Here is a 19,169-nt window from a genome sequence, read left to right on the forward strand (position 1 = left end):
CTCTTCACGCCCAAAGAATGCGCAAGCTACTTGGCAAACTCAGGATATGCACGAACCTAACTTCATCACGCTCTAGTTTCACCGTTCCTGCTCCGGTGCCTTTCGAAGCGCAGCGGCACGGCGTTGTGCGAAATGCGTTTCGACCTCGGAATCATCGATATCAGGCCGCGTGTCGGCCAACACCTGGCGCACCTTCTCACGAAACGGCAGGGATGGTGCTTGGGATATCGGTCATGGTTGACCTCCTCAGCTAGTGAGGCTGGTCATTTTCAGCCCGGAGCCCTTCCAATCCCGCGTCCGCTTTGAGACGATTGGAGACGTACTTGGGTCCAATTTGAGCGAAGCGGGGGCCGCCTTTGACCCGAACCGGACCAATGTGACTCGCGACGCTGTCCCGTGCGGGATAGGATGCGTCTAATCCTCGGTGTGCGGGCTGCCAGACGCCGGTGTGTTCGGCACCCCAACGCCTCCGCCCCGGAGTGCGTTTCCGCGTGATGCCTTGCGGCAGCAGAGGCCACGTAAACGGAGGATTTGATCATGTTAATTTGCCAATGCAACGCAATTCATCGACGCGATGTGGTATGCGGCGGCAGTGCTGCCTTGTTCAGCGCCCTCGTGGCGACGCTGATCGGCAGCGGGAAGCCGGTACGCGCAGAAACGGTCGCCGGTAAGGTTCCGGAGATCGATCGTGTGGCAGTGCGCGTGGTCGTCGACAGCTACCAATTCGCTGTCGCGCCGAGCCGGAAGGTTTCCGATGTTGAGATTGAACACTTCGGCTGGGGCATCGGCAGTGGCAAGCCGCCGGGTAAAACGTTGATCAGTGAGTTCGGACTGTCGATGCACGTCGAGTCGCGGCGCGGCGCCGAAACACGACATGTGCTGGTCGATTTCGGCTTCACACCGGACGCGCTGGTCAACAACGCCAATCTCGTAGGCATCGATCCGGCCGCGCTTGATGCGCTGGTCTTGAGCCACGGTCACTACGATCACTTTGGCGGTCTCGCCGGCTTCCTTAAACAAAACAACGGCAAGCTCAAAGCCAAGCTACCGATCTACATCGGCGGCGAGGAGGCATTCTGCTCCCGCGAATGGACTGCTCCGCCGGTGCGCGGCGACTTTGGAGCCTTGGATCGCAAGGCACTGGAAGGTGCCAATGTCGCGGTGACCTATGCCGAAGGGCCGGCACTGGTCGCCGATCACGGCTTCACCACGGGGCACATCGGCCAAACGAGCTTTGAGAAGCTGCTGTCCCCCAGCGCCATGAAGATCGGCGTGGATCGCGGCATTGGATGCTATGCCGACAAGCTTCCGGAGGACGAACGGATGAAGGCTGTCGTCCCGGACCAATTCCGGCACGAGATCGCCACCGCATTCAATCTAAAAGGCCGCGGGTTGATCGTGTTGACGTCTTGCAGCCATCGCGGGGTAATCAACGCAATCAAACAAGCCCAAGCGGCGTCGGGTATCAGCAAGGTTCATGCGGTGATCGGCGGCTTCCACCTCGCGCCCTACAAGGAGGACTATGTGCGCGACACGATCACAGCGCTGAAGGGTATCGACATCGATTACGTCATTCCGCTGCACTGCACGGGTGAGCCGTTCTACGAAATGGCAAAGGCCGAGATGCCGAACAAGCTCCTGCGCTCCTACACGGGCACACGCTTCATCTTCGCTGCCTGAGCAAGAAGGACACACGCAATCCCGGCGCTCACGGCCGCGAACGGGTGCAATTGCTGGCACCAGCGGATGCTGGAGGGTCTGAATCGTATCGCCATGCCGAACGAGTAGTGCGATGTCGATGACTTTGGGCGTCGTGCTAACAATGTCCGGATTTGGCCCCAGCGGCCGACCCGGCATGTCCGCTAGTCTAGATGTCTGCTCTTTGGGGGTAAAGCGGACTCGATATGCTCAACCTGAGTTCTTCCGTGCGTGACCCATTGCGGACCTCGCCTGTGGCTAACCTCACGCCGTTCTAGGTAGCCGGAAAAAGCTTGAGCAATGAGATCGGGCGGCGATCAGCGCTTGTCTACCGTTTGTCCGCCGGCCTTCTTCTCGAGTTCATCGATTCTGTCGAGTGCGTTGCTAAGGAGCTCGCCTAACACCAGCAGTGTTGAGTAGAGCTGCTGCGACATACCGGGTGTCGCAGCATGTATCACTCGCTTTATTTCCTCTCGCATTGCCATGGCCGTTCTCACAGTGCCTTTCCTGATCGGAGCTAGATAGACGCGACTTCGTCGGCTCTGCGCAACTCGAGGTCACTTGCGGCGATCCTGCTCAATCCGGTTAGCAGTCGCGAGTTTTCCCTCAATGTACTGCTTTAGATCACCGACCGCCTTCTCAAGGGCCTCTCGCGGGATGTTTTGAGTCTTGGCCCCCTCAGCGAGGCGGTCAACCAATACGTCCACGCTTTGCGAAGCGCCCGGCATCCCATATTGCTCCGCAGCGTGAACGCTGTTCTCGACCCAGAAATTAATGTACTCGCGTGTCGTCGTTGGCATGTGAAGTTTCTGCCAGTATCGAATTGAGCTTCGCGTGGAGAGTAACTAGTGGAGAGTAACTATATATGCAGAGCTGGGGCAAGGCGGCGCCCGCACAGCGGTGCCAGGCTTAGCTCTCGGGGGCCTGTATCTCCCGGCTTCACCGGCTATCCTGCTTCCATCCTCAGCGGCCTAGTTCAATTTTCGCAGTGGCCCGTTTCGCCTTTTGAGCGCATAAACGGGGATGCCCGATTCTCATTACCGATCCTGCCAGTGTGGAGCGGTCTATACCCGAACCGAGGCGATGGCCCTGGGTCGGCAGATCGCCAGCTTCGAGTGCTCGGTTTGCGGCGCGACCATAGAATCGTGGAACACCGCTTGGGTGCCCACCTATAGATTGATTGCTGGCCCCGTCCGCCTTCCGCGACCCAGCTAGTTATTGCAACTCCTAGCAATTCCGCGGATTAGCCATTGATGGCAGAGTCGTTCGGCACTTCATTCACTATCGTTGAGGTCACCTCGGACGACGCTCCGCAGTCAACGAAGCAGATGTGGCTCGCCTTAGCCAAGCCTAATCAGGCATTGACGCTAGTCCTTGCTGCCGTTCCCGAAGGCTGGACTGCGGAAGTTGTGCCAGCGGTCCTGACTGAAAAGCAGCAGAGGATGTTCGAGGAACTCAACCTCAAACCCGGCGATGTCTACAGGATCGCTCCAGAGTAAGGCATCCTCGGTAGGCCGGCGGCGTCTGGTACTTACTCTAGGCCGAACATGGCACAACGGGGTTCCCTTTTTGGCCGCCTTCCTACATAGTTCGGCATGGCAAAAATAAAAGTGAGCTTCAAACCAGTTCGTAAATCCGAGGGCGACTGGGCAATCATCGCCGAGTACCCGGGCGCAGAAGCGCGAGAGATTACGGGCTTCACGAGCAAAGCCGATATTGATGATTGGATGAATGGAGAGCGTCGGATCGCTTGGCTCCGATCACAGGGTTACGCGAAGTGACTCGATGAATCCTTCAGGCGTGCGTCAGGTGCTTCTGGCGTGGCTGAAGGTCTGGACTCGCTTGTACTATTCCAGCTCCCTCAACCGAAGCGCCATTCTCGCGGGCGGCCGAGACTCTCTCGCGGCAAAGCAGGGTGCTGAACGCTTGTGGCCCGTCGAAGATCCCCGCGGCCGGTAGCCCAACGTGTCGACCTACAAAGAAGTGTTAGACTCGCGTTCAAGTTGGCAGCAGCCTTGAAGTGGGCCATCAGCGTTATGAGGCGAGTTGGCCATGATCGATGAGTGTAATGATCCTACGCAAACGGCGGGACCTCGACCAGCGTTCCGATCAATCGCAACAATGCTTGCTGTTCGGGTCGCTTCCCGTCACGCAAGAACTCGCCCAGCTCGACGTGAGATAGCCGGCCACCAGAGGGCGCATTGGGCTGGTGGATGATGAAAGCGTAACCGTTTGTGGGCTCGCGTGCGATGAACCACGCGTCCCCGTTTGGGCTCCGATAGAGCTCCCGCCGGTCTGACATTTTTCCTCCCTGCTGCCTCCGGGCACTGTCTGATGAACGCTTGCGGCAAAGATACGGAGATCAGTGAAAATACGAAAGCTGATCTTCCGTAACCACGCGCTCAATGTTCTCGGACCTGCACTTGATGCGGTATCTTACTCGTCCATCGGTCTCGATCGGCATGCACTGTACGATCGTGTAGATCTTTGGCGCTTCAGTTGCGGCGCGTCCTTGGGGATCTTGAGCGTGGTGCCGAACCTCTTCATTTAGCTTATAAGCGTATGACATATTTGCTTTCTCGACGTTTGCGGGTCTATCGGCGGTCTCGCTAGTCTTCAAGAATGGATTTTGTAGCCTCGAATATCTGTTCCGCTGTGCCCTTGATCGTGCCCTTCGCCCAAGCTTGAAACACCGTGACGTATGCGTTCTTGTAAGCCGCTTCGTCCGCGGAGAAGTAAACTTCGTCTGTGGCAGTGTCCAAGACAAGCGCTCCTGTATCGATACAAATCTCCTCGATCAGGACCATGCGTTCTTCTTGCTCGGCCAGATGACGTTTAACGATGCTCATTGACTCTCCTGCTTGGCACTGAGGAATCACGTTCCCGATGCGGCTGGTGAACATGTTGACGTAGCCCACCGGACACAGGCGCAACAGGAAGCCGCAGTCGCGCCCGCTTTTTGATCTTTTTACCTGCTTGAATGAAAAACCCCGCCCCGATAACTCGGGAGCGGGGCAGGACCACAAGCTCTGCCAGTACATCCGTGGCTAGAGCGATAGGTCTGTCGTGCTCTTAACTAAGCAGCACGAAGATTTTCGGCAGCGGACTTGCCAGTACGACGGTCTGCGACGACATCGTAAGACAGCGTCTGACCTTCCGTCAGAGTTCCCATACCGGCGCGTTCGACCGCGCTGATGTGAACAAAGACGTCGTTGGTGCCGTTTGATGGCTGGATAAAGCCGAAGCCCTTTTGGGTATTAAACCACTTCACTGTACCGGTGTTCATCAGGTTTTCCTTCTTATGCGCGCAGGACCTGGCGCGCAGAGTTGCCGCCAGCCGTCCGGTGAGTCGATGATGGAGAATGTCTGAAACGTGCGCGCCGTCAGGATCTGAGGCGAAAGCGGAACAGTTGTTCGGCCAGTATCGATGCGTGAGACAATACACTAGCAGTTGACAGACTTCAAGAAGAAAGCCAGCGGTGCGTCAGCGTGGTAGTGCACTGATCATCGGATGATCACGTCAACCCTGCGACTAGCGCCGGCGAGGCTTGAGTGGTCGAAGCCGGATCGGGAGCATGGCAGTTCCACATGTCGGGTCAGCGAACTCCTTACGGCCGTTCGGTACCGCAGGCGTTGCGGCCAGCACCGGCCAGTCTAACGCAAGTATGCGCGGTGCTGCCGCTACTACATCAGGCTGCTGTAGAATGGCTTTGATCAATCTGCCACTTCGCGTCCGTTCCGATTGTTTGGGCGGACCTGCCGCCGGACGAAGTCGAACTAAAGCGCGATGGCATTAAGTTCGATAGCCTGAATTTTTGAGGTAGTTGGCGCATTCCTCGGAGGTGAAGGCATCGAGTGCATGGCCGATTGCGGCGCAAACCGCGTCGACGGTTCGCGCGGCAGCTTTGCGGAGCAGGTGCTTGAGCTTGGCAAAGACCTGTTCGATCGGGTTCAGGTCGGGTGAGTATTTTGGCAGGAAGAACAGTTTGGCACCGACCGAACGGATGAGCTGGCGAACTGCTTTGCTCCTATGGCTGCCGAGGTTATCCAGGACGACGATATCGCCGGGTCGAAGGACGGGCAGAAGAACCTTCTCGACATAGGTGCGAAAGCTCACGCCATCGATCGGCCCCTCGATGAACCATGGCGCATCGATCCGGTTATGGCGCAGGGCCGCCAGGAAGGTCATGGTCTTCCAGCGGCCATGTGGAACTTTGGCGTGAAGTCTGCGCCCGCGCGGCGCCCATCCCCGCAGGGGCGCCATATCAGTCCTGGTCCAGGTCTCGTCGATGAAGACCAGCCGCTCAGCTTCGACGCGACCTTGATATTTTGTCCACTGGGCTCGCCGCCGCGCGACCTCGGGTCGATCGCGTTCGCCAGCCGCTACGCTTTTTTTTGAAGCTGAACTTCTCGGCATGCACAAAGTCCCACACCGAGTGGTAGTCGACCTTCAGGCCGCGGTCGGCAAGTTCGGCAACGAGACCGCGTATGGTGAAATCGCCGTCCCTGATCCGCTGCGACAGCCAGACTGCGTGGTCTCCCGAACCGCCTTCGGCTTGTGACCGCCCATCTGGCCGGGCTCAACGCTACCGGTCTCCTCGACCCGCTGCATCCAGCCGACGGCCGTGCTGATCGCCACCCCGAACTGCTTGGCCGCCCGATTGCGCGACATCCCGCCCTCGATCGCGGCCACGACACGCTTACGCAGATCCAGAGAATAAGGCTTGCCCATCCATGCTGGCCTCCTATCCAGCCAGCATGGTGAATCAGAAACACACTGATTTGGGAATCCCAAATCGATTCAACCTAACCCCATCCCGCTTTAGGGTCGCCTGATCCCGTCGGGTCTTGAGTGCACGGCTCCCTCGCGACGAGACAGGCGTTCGCAGCCTCCAAATCGGCGCCGAAGCATGACCGCTCGATCAAAGATTTATCGTGCCGATCGGCGTCGGGATCCCACGCCGATTAACGGTAGTGAGCCCGATAAGCCATTCCGAGCCACCGTGAGCCTTGAGCCCGACGGTCCGATCGAGGATGCAGACGGACTACACGATCCCGTTCATGGCAACAGGCGCGGGCTGATGAACACTGGAATCGAGATCCGCCAGGATCTGATCACTGATCAGGCCGGACAGAAGGCATGGGCCGATCGGCTGGCTTGGACGTTGCCGAGATCGAAGCGACGTTGAGCACGGAGAAGCTGGTCCAGCGCGCATCCTTATACAATGACGACTGGAGCTATCGAACAGCCTAGGCAATCTAAGTGATGGCCCCTAAACCCTCCGACCCATACCGGCCGAAATGAGGTCGGCCGCCCGGCGGGAAAGTAGTTCCGTCAGGATTTCATATCTCCAATGCTTCGTTGGCGGGCGACGATACCAGTGTAGCAAAGCGCGCTATGGAGGCCGCTGAAGGCGACGAACATATGAGGGTTGATGGGAAACGAACAGGACTTGCGCGCAGCGATCCGGTTGCACGCCTCAGCATCTCTCGCAGCCACTGCTGCGGCGCATCGTTCGTATTGCGCTCATGCCAGAGAACGCCAACGTCCATCAAGCCCGTCTTGTAGGGCAGCTCGTATGTCGACAAGGGGTGGATGCTGGCCAATGAGCTCGCGAGTGGTCGCGGTACGATCGCGGCGAGCTCGGAATCCTCGAGCAGAGCAGGCAGCGCAAGAAAGTGTGACAGTGAAATCGCCATACGCGGGGCCTGCTGCGATCCGGTGAAGGCCTGTTCGAGCGCCGCTCGATCGTACATGTCCGATCGGCGAGTCAATCCACGTTCGGACACAAAGCCGTTCACGAGCCCTTCGTGCTCGCCATGCAGCGACACCGCCGCGAGTGACAGGCGGGACAGCGATTCGAGCGACAGTCTGCCAAGCTTCCGCGAAGAATGGGCGATGAGAACATCGTCATACGCGAACAGCGAGCTCGACTGGAACCGCGCTGGAACGTCCGAGAAGGTTCCGATTGCGGCGTCGATCTGTCCGCGATCGATCTGCTCGGTCAAATCGATCCGAGCGTCCGGACGGATCACGAGATCGACAAACGGCGCCTCTTGTCTCAACAGGCGGAGGAGATCAGGTGCCATAACCGCGGTCACAAAGTCGTTCACTGCGATTGTGAACCGCGTGGCCGATTTGGCGGGCTCGAATCTGGGCAGACCGATCGCCGCTTCCAGCGATTTCCATGCCTGGCGGATCAATGGAGCCATGACAAGCGCACGCGCAGTCGGCTGCATTCCGCTTGCCGTGCGGACGAACAATTCGTCGTCCAGCATCTCCCGCAGCCGCGCGAGAGCGTGGCTGACGGCCGACTGACTAAGGCAAATCCTCTGGGCCGCGCGCAACACGCTTCGTTCCTCCATGATGGCGTGGAAGACGCGCAAGAGGTTCAGATCAAGCCGGTTGAACTGTGTCGTCATCGCAGAATCACTCGGATGGATTGCGTCAAGCGTCTCAAAAGTCGAAATCGCTAAGCTCAGGGTGGTCATCGGGCCTGCGTCCCAGCTGCCACAGGAACATCCGGTCGGTCTTAGCGATCGGATATTCGTTGATGCTGGCGAGACGCCGTCGTATCAGCCCATCCGGATCGAGCTCCCAATTCTCGTTTCCATAGGCCCTGAACCAACGTCCTCCCCTGTCGCAATATTCATAGGCAAAGCGCGCCGCGATCCGATTGTCGGTAAATGCCCAGACTTCATTGATCAGCCGGTACTCCAACTGATCTGCCCATTTGCGCGCCAAAAACGCTTCGATGGCGGCGCGTCCGGAGAAAAACTCGAGGTGATTTCGCCAGAAGCTATCGATGGTGTAGGCCAGTGCCACCCGGGCGGGCTCGCGGCTATTCCAGCAGTCCTCGATAGCTCGGACTTTCTCCGCAGCGGTGTCCCAAGTGAAGGGTGGCAGGGGAAAGCGTGGTGACATGGCCATTGCTCCGCGGCTCACGGGAACACAGAGTGGAGCAACAGCGGACTGGCGGCGAGTTTATTGATGTAACAGAGTGTAAAGCCTCACGCTGGCGCCGATGCTGCGATGCAGCATCCGCCGGATTCTGCGTCTCGGACCTGACAACCCTGGCGTGGCTCGCTGCCCGCGAGAACGAAATACCTCAAGGACGAGACGTCCGGACTCCGAGAACGCGAAGCTGACGTTCTGCCTCTTTCAGGTCGGCAGTTTCGAATCCTTCCGTGAATTGTCCGTACACGTCGCCGAGCAGCGCCCGTGCCTCGTCCACGCGCCCGTGCTCCATCCACAAGCGGGCCAAGTCCGTCGCTGAACGCAACTCCCACCCAAGAGCGTGCTGTTGCCTGGCGCAGTCAAGCGAGTCCTTGAGCGAGGTCTCGGCGGCCGGCCAGTTCGCCGGTGACGCCGCGAGCAGCACCGCCGCACGAGTCCGCAGTAAATCCGGTAGTTCAAAGGCTCCGGAGCCGCGCATTGCGTTGGTTACGGCCGCATCAATGATGCTGGTCGCTTCTGCCGAGTTTCCGGTGCGGGCCAGACCTTCGGCCAAGGCGCGCGAATTGGATGGCAAGAGGATGTTTCGCTGTTCGGTTCGCAAAGTGGACAACGCTTCGCGCAGCGTCTTGATGCCAAGCTCTGTATCCCCTCTCTCCAGCATAAGCGCTCCTCGCAAGCCGAGGCCGCCGGCCCTGTACATGGCGAGCGAGTACCTGCCAGCGTAGGTAATGAGTCGTTCTACGAGTTCTTCCGCAATCTGCCGATCGCCCCGCCACAGAAACACCGGCGCGACAAAGACGAGGCAGATGCAAAGCGAGACAGGATGCTCTTTCCTTTCGGCGACCTCGATCGCTCTATATGCGAACTGAGCCGCCTGATCCGGAAGGCCGCAGTCCCACAATGTCCGCGCGTAACCCACGAACGCTCGCACTTGATGATCGTATCCGAAGGAATGCAGCACGCTCACGCTGGCAGCCGCTGCGTCCTCGAAGCCTTTTTTATAGCTCTGCTGGGCAGCCGCCTGCTCTCCCACCAGATGATAGCTCGCGCCAAGCATCCACTCGGCCATCACGACCTCCCGCGGCCGGCCCAATTCCCTGGCTATGGCAGCGTAGCGTTGCGCTGCAGCCAACGAGCCGCGAGAATCCGCGAGCCGAGCGCGATAAAGATTGAGACCGGCCAGAAATTCCAACTGGTAGTCGGCATCGCCCAGGGAATCGGCAAGGCTCAGTCCCCGTTCCAGTGCCGCTCCTACCTCTACGCTGTCACTGTGAGCGTGGATCGATGATGTCGCCAAGGACAATTGCAGTCCCAATTCGAGCTTTGTCCCGCGATCTTCCTCTGACAGCGCACGCAGCGTTTGCAGGCTCCACCAGCGGCACTCGCGCAGCATCGACATTCCAAGGAAGAGGGGCACTGCGCCTGCGCCCAGCGCTACCCCGACCGACCTGTCGCCGGACGGCGAAAAACTCCACTCGAGTGCCGCTCTGATGTCGCCTATGTGCCGTGAGTAGGGCGTTAGATCGCGATCCCTCAAGACGCCGGTCCGGAGTCCCGCGAGGCGTTCTGCGTGGTAGAGCGCGTGCCGTCTTGCCGTTGCGTTCGCCGCCCCCTGCTCCTTCAATTTGACCGCGGCATAGGCCCGCGTCGTATCAAGCAGCCGGTAGGGGCTCGCGCCTCCCGTCAGCGAGACCGAGATCAACGACTTGTCGACCAGGTTTGCGATGGCGTTTACAAGCTGCAGCTCATCGCGGTCCGCGTCTGCTACGACGGCTTGCGCCATCTTCATTGTGAACGCACCGACAAACACAGATAGCGCGGATAAGACTGCTTTCTCGCGCTCCGACAGGAGCTCGTAGCTCCAGTCGAGCATGGCCTGCAGCGTCTGGTGTCGCGGCACGCTGCGCCGCCCCTGCCAAAGCAGCATCAAGCGGTCACCGATCAGCTCTGCCAGTCCACCGATGCCGTAAGTGCTCGCCCTGCTGGCCGTCAGCTCGATCGCGAGCGGCATCCCGTCAAGCTGGCGACAAATGTCGGCGACAAGGGACGCGTCCTCGTCGGTAAGCTCGTCCCGATATCCGCCGGCAGCGGCCCGTTCCATGAAGAGCTGTACAGCAGGAGAGGCCAGTGCCTCGGCCGCTGTCATCGACGCCGCGCCTCTTGGACTGTCGAGAGAGCGAAGCGGGTGGACGTTCTCGCCCTCAACGCGGAGGGATTCGCGGCTGGTCGCGATAATGTGGACAAGCGGCGCTTCACGGAAAAGCCCCTCCGCCAGGACAGCGACGGCCTTAATCACATGCTCGCAGCTATCGAGAACCAGCAGAAGACGCTTGTCGGTGAGGAATGCGAGTAGCCGCGATAGTGAGTCCTGCGTATGCTCCAGGCATCCCATGACTGAAGCGACTGCCGGAACCACGAGCGCGCCCTCCTGCAGCGCGCTGAGGTCCACGAAGCAGACTGCTTCGCGGAACTCGTCCGTCAGCCCATGCGCAACGGCGACAGCCACGGTCGTCTTGCCGACCCCGCCGGGCCCGACGATGCTGACGAACCGCCGCGACATTACCTCCAGGCGCAACGCTTCGACTGTCTCGTCGCGGCCAACCATTCGCAGCAAACGCGCAGGCAGGGTCTGCACCTTGCCCCGCCCGACAGGTGTAGCCGCGGACTGGCCACCTTGCACCAAGCGTTGGACCGGCGCCACAAAGCAATAACCTCGTCCGGGAACGTTGGTAATGTAACGCGCACCGTCGCGACCATCGCCGAGCGCTTTGCGGATCCCCGCAACAGAAACCCGAAGGCTGGCTTCTTCGACGATCACGCCGGACCAAACCCTTTTGATCAGGTCCCCATGGCTGACGACCTCGCCTGGCCGTTCCACCAAAGCAATCAGGACATCGAGCGCGCGGCTGCCCAGCGGCACCTGCACGTCTCCGTTCATCAGCAGCCTTTCAGAGACCGCCAGACGAAACGGTCCAAAGTGAAATGACTCACCCTCGTAAGCGCGTTGCTGCAAGGAAGCGTCCTCAACCTTCACCCAGCCCCACCGGTCGATATGCTCGCGGATCTACAGTGCTGCGTTCGCTGCAGCAGTTGCTCACATGCACTTGCCGGCATCTACCGATGGAACGAACCAGACTATTAACACGCTCTAACCTTCCGTGAGGACAAGTATACGATGGTGTAAATCAAGGCCCCAAGGGCCGCCAGGCTGGACAACCGGCGTGAAGCTCAGGAACCGCCTCGCTGGTTTGAGATCAATGGGTACGTTTAGGAGATCGCGAGGCTGCTCCTTGGCCTTGGCGAGGTTATTATCAACAAGTCGGAATATGAAATCCCGGGCGCTCACTATGAGTTAACGTGGTTAGCAGAGCTGACTTACAGCCGCGCGCGTGGTGTTGCATGGACGTCGCAGTCTAACCAGCACGCAGTGGTATTTTCCGGAATGCGCATTCGCGACAGGTACCGGAAGCCCACGGACCGACGCCAAATGTGAGGGTTCAGCGCTGCACGATCTCTGACAGAGATGGTTGCGACAAGGCAGTCCCGCTGAAGTCCACGACCTTCGGCCGGTTCCGCCGCGAAAGCGAGCTCTACCCCGGCGTTGCCGTGTCAGCTAGGCCAAGCGGAGCCAAGGATGATCGAGCAGAAATTCTGGCGGACATAATTCATGTCCTTCAGTGCCAGCACGTCGGCCTTCACATTGCCAAAGGTCGACAGCGGCTTCTTGATGATGCCGTTGGCAAAGTGGTCAATGATGTTTTCCTTGAAGTTTGCCTCGCGCGGATGGTGGGCGCAGACATGGTCGCGTTGCTCATGGCTGAAGTCGTGATAGGCGATGCCAAGCACATCCATCTCCACGCCTGCAGTCACCAGCGCAATCGTTGGACGCATATGTTCGGGGATGCCGGCGTGGTGTGGACCGCGATCGCGGTCCACACGTCCTCAACATCGCGCTCCGCGACGCCGTAGCTCTTCATGAAATCGCGGGCCGCGTTGGCCCCGTCAACCTCGAAGCGCAGATCGGGACTCGAATAGCGTTCGGTCAGCCCCATGTCGTGAAACATGGCGCCAAGATACAGAAGCTCCGGGTCGTACTTCAGGCCGCGGCGCTCGCCGGTGAGCGCCCCCCAAAAGAAGACGCGGCGGCTGTGGTTGTAAAGCGGGTCATCCTCGGTATCGCGGACGAGCTGGGTGGCGGCGTGGGCGATAGCGCTGTCCGGCACTCGAATGCCGGCAATCATCTCGGACATGGAAGTGTCTCCATCGTTACGGAAACCTCCGGAGCGGCGTGAATCGCGACGGGGCGTGCGGCTGTGGTGATTGGGAGCCGCCGATTATTCTGCGGCGGCCTGTGCAGGCGTAAGTCCCAGCGCCCTCGCCACGCCTGCACCATAGGCCGGGTCGGCTTTCGCGCAGTTGGCGATGTGACGCTGCTTCACCTCGAGACGCGCATCCCCCATCGCGCGGGCGGTGTTCTCGAACAGAACTTGCTGCTGCGCCGGCGTCATCTTGCGGAAGAGTATGCCGGGCTGCTCATAGTGGTCGTCATCGACGCGGTGGTCCCAGTGCGCCGCTGCGCCCGTCCACTCGAGCGGCGGCTCGGCAAGCTGCGGATCGCGATCGATCCATGCACCCTTGCTGTTCGGCCAGTAGCTCGGCGTGCCGCCGAGATTGCCGTCCGTGCGCATTGGGCCATCACGATGGTAGCTGTGGAACGGGCACTTCGGCGCGTTGACCGGAATGAGGTGGTGATTGACTCCCAGCCGATAACGCGCCGCGTCGCCGTACGAAAACAGGCGTGCCTGCAGCATCTTGTCGGGCGAGAAACCGACGCCGGGAACAATGTGGGCCGGCGAGAACGACGCCTGCTCGACCTCGGCAAAATAGTTGTCCGGACAGCGGTTGAGCTCCATCACCCCGACCTCGATCAGCGGATAGTCTGCCTTCGGCCAGACCTTCGTGAGATCGAAGGGATTGTGACTGTGGGCCTTGGCCTGCGCGTCCGTCATCACCTGAATGAATAGCGTCCAACGCGGGAAGTCGCCCCGTTCGATGGCGTCGAGCAGATCGCGTCCGTGCGTCTCGCGATCGTTTGCGACCAGCGCAGCCGCATCTTGATCGGTGAGGTTTTCGATGCCTTGCCGGGTGCGGAAGTGGAATTTGACCCAGACTCGCTCGTTGGCCGCATTGATCATCGAGAAGGTGTGGCTGCCAAAGCCGTGCATATGGCGGAAGCTCTTCGGGATTCCGCGGTCGGACATCACGATCGTCACTTGGTGCAACGCTTCGGGAAGCAGCGACCAAAAATCCCAATTGTTATCGGCCGAGCGAAGTCCGGTGCGCGGGTCGCGCTTGATCGCGTGGTTCAGATCTGAGAAGCGCAGCGGATCGCGGAAGAAGAAGACCGGCGTATTGTTGCCGACGATGTCCCAATTTCCTTCCTCAGTGTAGAACTTGAGAGCGAAGCCGCGAATGTCGCGCTCCGCATCGGCGGCGCCGCGCTCGCCGGCGACCGTCGAGAAGCGCGCAAACATAGGCGTCTGCTTGCCAATCTGCGAAAAGATCTTGGCTTTGGTGTACCGGCTGATGTCGTGTGTGACCGTGAACGTGCCGTAGGCTCCCCAGCCCTTCGCGTGCATCCGCCGCTCCGGGATCACCTCGCGATCGAAGTGCGCCATCTTCTCGATCAGCCAGATGTCCTGCAGCAGCGCCGGCCCGCGCGGGCCTGCGGTCATGATGTTGAGATTGTCCGCCACCGGCGCGCCGGTCGCGTGTGTCATCGGAGGACGAGAATCGCTCATCGTTTGCTTCCTACTTGTCAGGGCACTTTCCAAAAGCAACTCCATGCAATGCCCGAGTTCAATGATACGAACCGGTCACCCGGCACTTCAGTAACGGTTATCGGATTTCCGGTGCAGTTTACTAGACGCAACTTTTCAAGTTCCCACGATCGCATCGGCACCCGCGTTTCACCGCGATCGACTGCTGACTGGGAGCTAAAGTTTCTATCTCGACTACGTGCGAGGCGGGCGGCCTCACGAGCGGCCGTTCCTCCAGGGCGACCAGGCAACACGCGGTTTTTCTGGTTGCGGTCATGCCGCTATCGATCGAGGAGAGTCGTCAATTCCGCACCCTCGTCAGCGACGAAGACGGCGATCAGTTCGGCCGACTCGGTGTTGCTTGCGTTGGCGGAGACGAGGTGGGTCGCGCCCGGTGGCTCAAAGAACGATTGTCCGACCTCGAATGTCTCCAGCGGGCCGCCCTTGAGCTGCGAGCGGACTTCGCCCCTTGTGATATAGGCCGTCACCGAGCCACCATGGCGGTGCGGCGGAGTAAAGCCGCCCGGCCCGTAAGTGACGCGGACCACGGTCAGACGCTTGCCGGGTACATTCGGCAAGGCGTGTGAACTGATCACCTCGACCTTGTTGAGCGAGGAGCCGGCCGAGCTGCTGTCGGCGCATAGCGGCGCCGGAATGCCTGATATCGCGGTCATTGCCACCGGCAACGTTCTTGCGATCGCCGCCGCGCAGGCGAAACCCGCAAGGATCGCCAGCGACAACCGGCGCCAGTCCCGCTCCACGAGCGGCGTCATCATTTCCGGTGCAACGCTCATTGGCCTCTCCTGCTTGATCTCAAGTTGCTGCGATCGGCTTGAATACCGAAAGTGGCGCGGGATCGCGGCTCGGCGGAGGCGGGATTTTCCCGTCGACATCGGTGAAGCCGTATTCAGTCGCCAGTTCGGAGGCGAGCAGGATCTGCCCGGTCTTGGCGATCACATCGGGATCAGCGGCCAACGCAGCAATCGCGCGCCCGACGAAGACCGGTGTTTCGCCTCTCTCGGCGATGAGCTTGGCAAGTGCCGCCGGGACACGATCGGGTTGGGCCGCGAGCTTCTCGCTCTTGATGTATCCGGGCCAGATCGAGACGGCGGAAATGCCGAAGGGCTTGAGCTCATGCGCCATGTCTCGGGCCATCCGGTCGACTCCCGACTTCTGTACGCCGAAAGGGACGTTGAATGTGTACCGGACCCCGCCGCCGGATGACGTATTGACGATCAGGCCCCTTTTCTGCGGCAGCATCAGCGGTACCGCGAACTGGCTGCAGACAAAGTGTGAGCGCAGGCCGACGCGATGCAGGGTGTCCCACAGCGAGGTTGGAACTTGCCAGAAGGGAACGTTGACCGGCATGACGTTCGGCGCCGCAAACACGTTATTCACGAGGACGTCGAGCCGATCGTAGTCACGGCGGATCAGATCGAAGACGTCCTTCACCGAGCCGTCATCGGAATGATCGCAGAGGAGGCCGAGGCCCTTGCCACCGGCCTCGTCGATTGCCGAAAGAGTCTCGTCGAGAGAGCCTGGCCATTCCGAGCCGCCGCTGCTGCGCGTGCGCGCGGTGACGATCACCGTTGCGCCCGCCTCGGCCAGTCCGATGGCCACTCCCTTGCCGACGCCGCGGCTTCCACCCGTCACCAGCGCAACACAATCCCTCAGGCGTCCCTCGGACATATCATCCCGCATTTTTTCTTCCCAGGAAGATGCATTGACAATAATCTTCCGGGGAAGATAATAGGCAGAGATAATCAAAGGTCAACCAGGGATGTCTCGCTATGGTCACGAGGGAAGAGAATGAATTGCTGTGCCGCGTCACAGGTGACGCGCCGATGGGGCGAATGCTGCGTCAGCATTATTGGCTGCCGGCGGTCCTCTCGGTGCGGGTGCGCAGGGGCGAGGCGCCGGTGCGCGTCAAGCTGTTCGGCCGCAACTTCGTGGCGTTCCGAGGCAAGGACGGGACCGTGGGCTTCCTCGACGAGGCCTGCCCGCACAGGGGTGCTTCACTTGCGCTCGCGCGTGTCGGTGATTGCTCGCTGACCTGTCTGTTCCACGGCTGGAAGATCAGTGCCGGCGGGGAGGTGCTCGATGTTCCCAATGAGCCCAATAACCCCAAGGAATTCGCAAAGACAGTCAAGGTAAAATCCTATCCGACCCGGGAAGGAGCCGGGCTGATCTGGGTCTGGCTCGGCGAAGGAGCGGCGCCCCCCGTGCCGGACTTCGAATGGATGGATTTGCCACCGGATCAGGTCTACGCGGCCGGCATCGAGCTCAACGCGAACTGGCTGCAGGGTGTCGAAGCGACCATCGATTCCTCGCATGTCGCGCTGCTGCATCAGAGCTGGACCGCGAGCTCGGCAACGGATTTTGCGGCGACGCGGGTCAATACCGAAGTCAGCTACGCGTTCGAGAAGAAGCCGTACGGCTTTCGTGCCGCGGCGCTTCGATCCGCCCCCGATGGGTCATGCCTCGCCCGCGTCACGGAGTTCGTGATGCCCTATTACGGATTGATCGCGCCGATCTATTCCGGACCGCAGCAGGATCGTACCGCGATCATCGCAGTGCCGATCGACGATGAAAACCTGATCCAGTGGTACATCTACTATAATCCCGAGAAGCCGGTGGACTCCTGGCGCAAGGTGCAACGCGCCAATCAGTGGCCGATGGCCGGCGGCCTTCCGGGCAATCAAGCCAATAATTGGGGGCAAAATCGTCAGATCATGGATGCCGGCAACAGCACCGGTTTCCACGAGATCGTCATCGAGGATTTTGTGGTGATGGTCAGCATGGGGCCGATCGTCGACCGTTCGCAGGAATATCTCTGCTCGGCGGACCAGGCGATCGTCAGGGTCCGTCGCCAATTGCTCGAGGAAGTGCGCGGCTTCATGAACGGCAAGCCGCCCAGGAGCGCCCAGAGCGACAGCATGTCCTACAAGGACATCCGCGCGGTCGGCGGCCGGCTGACTTCCGCCGCCGATGACTGGCGACAGATTCCCCGCTGATTAGATCGGACGCGTCGGACGCGGATGTCTTGTCCGCGTCCATTCCCCGGCTCAGGAGACGTCATGGCCATGACCTGGAAACATGTATGCGCCGCCTCGAAACTGCCCGAAGGGGAGCCATTGGGCTTCAAGCTCAGCGACCAGCGTGTCGCCCTCTACAAGATTGATGACGAGATCTTCGCAACGGACGATGTCTGCTCGCATGCGTTTGCTCTGCTTTCGACCGGCTTTCTCGAAGGGCATGTCGTCGAATGCCCGCTGCATGGTGCGATGTTCGACGTACGCGACGGCAGGTGCCGCTCAGGCGCCTACAAGGATATCAGGGCATTCAAGGTCGAGATCCGCGATGGCGAAGTCTTTGTGCATCTCGACGGCGAGGCCGCGAATGAGGATGTCCGCGACAGCGTGGTGGACGTCAAATCGTGAGCGGGCTTGTTGTCATCGGAGCATCCTATGCCGGTGTTCAGGCGGCACTCAGTGCCCGTGATGCCGGCTATGCCGAACCGGTGACCGTCGTCGGCGACGAGAAATCGCTGCCGTATCAACGGCCGCCGCTATCGAAGGATTTTCTGCTCAACGAAATCAGCGAGCACAACCTGATCCTGCGGGACGATGCGTTCTTCAAGGCCAAGCGGATCGACCTGGTTCCGGGCCGACGGGCAGTGGAGATTGACCGGCAAGCGAAACATGTCGCGTTGGCGGATGGCGCCCGACTGGGCTTCGACAGGCTTGTGATCGCAACCGGATCGCGGGCGCGGCGGATATTGGTGCCCGGCGCCAGACTCGACGGGGTTTGCTATCTTCGATCGGTCGCCGACGCCAGCGATCTCAAGGCGCGACTAGGGCAGGCGAGCGAGATCGTCATCGTCGGCGGTGGGTTCATTGGACTTGAGGTCGCTTCCTCGGCGGCAAAGCTCGGCAAGAAGGCCACGGTGATTGAGGCCGCCTCCCGGCTGCTTGAACGCGCCGTCTCGCCGATTGTCTCGCGCTTCCTGCTCGATGCGCACGCGCAGGCGGGCGTCGATGTGAGGCTTGGCGAGACCGTCGTCGCGATGACCGGGGGTGCCGGGAGGATCGCCGAAGTCGTTCTCGGCAGCGGCACCCGCCTGCGTACGGATCTCGTCGTCGTAGGCATTGGCGGAATCGCGAACGATGAACTCGCCAGTGCCGCCGGACTGAAATGCTGCAATGGAATCGTCGTGAATGAACACGGCAGCACGGAGGTTCCCGGCATTTACGCTGCCGGTGACTGCGCAAACCATTGCAACCGGTTCGCGGAAGGGTGGATCAGGCTGGAATCGGTCCAGCACGCCCAGGACCAGGGCAGGGCGGCGGGGCTCGCCATCGCGGAAAGCCATGAGCGGTACGACAGCGTCCCGCGGTTCTGGTCGGATCAGTATGATCTCAAACTGCAGATCGTCGGGCTCTCCGGACGCAGCGACCAGATCGCAACCCGTGGCTCGGTCGAGGAGGGCAGGTTCTCTGTCTTCCATTTCAGGCAGGGGAGATTGGTCGCGGCTGACAGCATCGACAGACCCGGCGACCAGATGGTGGCGCGGCGCCTCATTGCCGCGGGAATTTCGCCGGCGCCGGAGCAGGCGGCAGACAGCTCGTTCGATCTCAAATGGCTGCTGAAGGCGGCCGAAAAAACGGTCGCCTGATCTCGCGTCTCGAGCATTG

At 60.4% G+C, this 19,169-nt stretch carries 14 protein-coding genes and 3 pseudogenes; 6 read left to right on the plus strand and 11 right to left on the minus strand.

Annotated features, from left to right (window positions below; all coding sequences use genetic code 11):
- Window positions 1-615 precede the first annotated feature (615 nt).
- Window positions 616-1,680, plus strand: coding sequence for an MBL fold metallo-hydrolase (locus AC5ZGW_RS27700; protein ID WP_245474642.1), 1,065 nt, complete (start codon window positions 616-618; stop codon window positions 1,678-1,680).
- Window positions 1,681-2,255: 575 nt separating this feature from the next.
- Here the strand turns inward: AC5ZGW_RS27700 and AC5ZGW_RS27705 are convergent.
- Window positions 2,256-2,498 (minus strand): hypothetical protein, encoded by a 243-nt coding sequence (locus AC5ZGW_RS27705; RefSeq protein ID WP_130225133.1) that lies wholly within the window; start codon window positions 2,496-2,498, stop codon window positions 2,256-2,258.
- Between the two features lie 453 nt (window positions 2,499-2,951).
- Between AC5ZGW_RS27705 and AC5ZGW_RS27710 the strand changes: the two genes are divergently transcribed.
- A complete protein-coding gene (locus tag AC5ZGW_RS27710) occupies window positions 2,952-3,197 on the plus strand; it encodes a hypothetical protein (RefSeq protein ID WP_130225134.1) in 246 nt (81 codons plus the stop codon).
- A gap of 1,110 nt (window positions 3,198-4,307) precedes the next feature.
- On the opposite strand, the gene AC5ZGW_RS27715 is transcribed toward AC5ZGW_RS27710, so the two are convergent.
- From AC5ZGW_RS27715 to AC5ZGW_RS27725, 3 genes and pseudogenes are all read right to left on the minus strand, one after another.
- Window positions 4,308-4,547, minus strand: coding sequence for a hypothetical protein (locus AC5ZGW_RS27715; protein ID WP_027558111.1), 240 nt, complete (start codon window positions 4,545-4,547; stop codon window positions 4,308-4,310).
- A gap of 227 nt (window positions 4,548-4,774) precedes the next feature.
- Window positions 4,775-4,984: a cold-shock protein gene (locus tag AC5ZGW_RS27720; RefSeq protein ID WP_018321049.1), complete on the minus strand. Its 210-nt coding sequence runs from the start codon at window positions 4,982-4,984 to the stop codon at window positions 4,775-4,777.
- A gap of 507 nt (window positions 4,985-5,491) precedes the next feature.
- Window positions 5,492-6,430 (minus strand): annotated as a pseudogene (locus AC5ZGW_RS27725) (IS630 family transposase).
- Between the two features lie 319 nt (window positions 6,431-6,749).
- On the opposite strand from AC5ZGW_RS27725, the pseudogene AC5ZGW_RS27730 reads away from it, so the two are divergent.
- Window positions 6,750-6,952, plus strand: a pseudogene (locus AC5ZGW_RS27730) (hypothetical protein); the annotation flags it as partial.
- Window positions 6,953-7,041: 89 nt separating this feature from the next.
- Here the strand turns inward: AC5ZGW_RS27730 and AC5ZGW_RS27735 are convergent.
- The 7 genes and pseudogenes from AC5ZGW_RS27735 to AC5ZGW_RS27765 all read right to left on the minus strand — a co-directional run bounded on the left by AC5ZGW_RS27735 (window position 7,042) and on the right by AC5ZGW_RS27765 (window position 16,176).
- Window positions 7,042-8,121, minus strand: a complete 1,080-nt coding sequence (locus tag AC5ZGW_RS27735; protein ID WP_130225139.1) for a LysR family transcriptional regulator — start codon at window positions 8,119-8,121, stop codon at window positions 7,042-7,044.
- Window positions 8,122-8,155: 34 nt separating this feature from the next.
- Window positions 8,156-8,623: a nuclear transport factor 2 family protein gene (locus AC5ZGW_RS27740; RefSeq protein WP_130225140.1), complete on the minus strand. Its 468-nt coding sequence runs from the start codon at window positions 8,621-8,623 to the stop codon at window positions 8,156-8,158.
- Window positions 8,624-8,807: 184 nt separating this feature from the next.
- Window positions 8,808-11,690 (minus strand): ATP-binding protein, encoded by a 2,883-nt coding sequence (locus tag AC5ZGW_RS27745; RefSeq protein ID WP_130225141.1) that lies wholly within the window; start codon window positions 11,688-11,690, stop codon window positions 8,808-8,810.
- A 575-nt stretch (window positions 11,691-12,265) separates the two neighbouring features.
- A pseudogene (locus AC5ZGW_RS27750) lies at window positions 12,266-12,906 on the minus strand (HD domain-containing protein).
- A gap of 84 nt (window positions 12,907-12,990) precedes the next feature.
- The gene (locus AC5ZGW_RS27755) at window positions 12,991-14,457 is read right to left on the minus strand and encodes a catalase (protein WP_130225142.1); all 1,467 of its coding nucleotides are present in this window, start codon (window positions 14,455-14,457) and stop codon (window positions 12,991-12,993) included.
- 299 nt (window positions 14,458-14,756) lie between these two features.
- Window positions 14,757-15,251 (minus strand): cupin domain-containing protein, encoded by a 495-nt coding sequence (locus AC5ZGW_RS27760; protein WP_463327789.1) that lies wholly within the window; start codon window positions 15,249-15,251, stop codon window positions 14,757-14,759.
- Window positions 15,252-15,288: 37 nt separating this feature from the next.
- A complete protein-coding gene (locus AC5ZGW_RS27765) occupies window positions 15,289-16,176 on the minus strand; it encodes an SDR family NAD(P)-dependent oxidoreductase (RefSeq protein WP_207230991.1) in 888 nt (295 codons plus the stop codon).
- 89 nt (window positions 16,177-16,265) lie between these two features.
- Between AC5ZGW_RS27765 and AC5ZGW_RS27770 the strand changes: the two genes are divergently transcribed.
- The 3 genes from AC5ZGW_RS27770 to AC5ZGW_RS27780 all read left to right on the plus strand — a co-directional run bounded on the left by AC5ZGW_RS27770 (window position 16,266) and on the right by AC5ZGW_RS27780 (window position 19,150).
- Window positions 16,266-17,489, plus strand: coding sequence for a Rieske 2Fe-2S domain-containing protein (locus AC5ZGW_RS27770; RefSeq protein WP_130225143.1), 1,224 nt, complete (start codon window positions 16,266-16,268; stop codon window positions 17,487-17,489).
- Between the two features lie 69 nt (window positions 17,490-17,558).
- Entirely contained in the window at window positions 17,559-17,915 is a 357-nt protein-coding gene (locus AC5ZGW_RS27775) for a Rieske (2Fe-2S) protein (protein ID WP_165435145.1), read from the plus strand.
- A complete protein-coding gene (locus AC5ZGW_RS27780; RefSeq protein WP_130225145.1) occupies window positions 17,912-19,150 on the plus strand; it encodes an NAD(P)/FAD-dependent oxidoreductase in 1,239 nt (412 codons plus the stop codon). The genes AC5ZGW_RS27775 and AC5ZGW_RS27780 overlap by 4 nt, the downstream gene beginning before the upstream one ends.
- Window positions 19,151-19,169: the final 19 nt, after the last annotated feature.

Source organism: Bradyrhizobium sp. Crot121 (assembly GCF_059512385.1).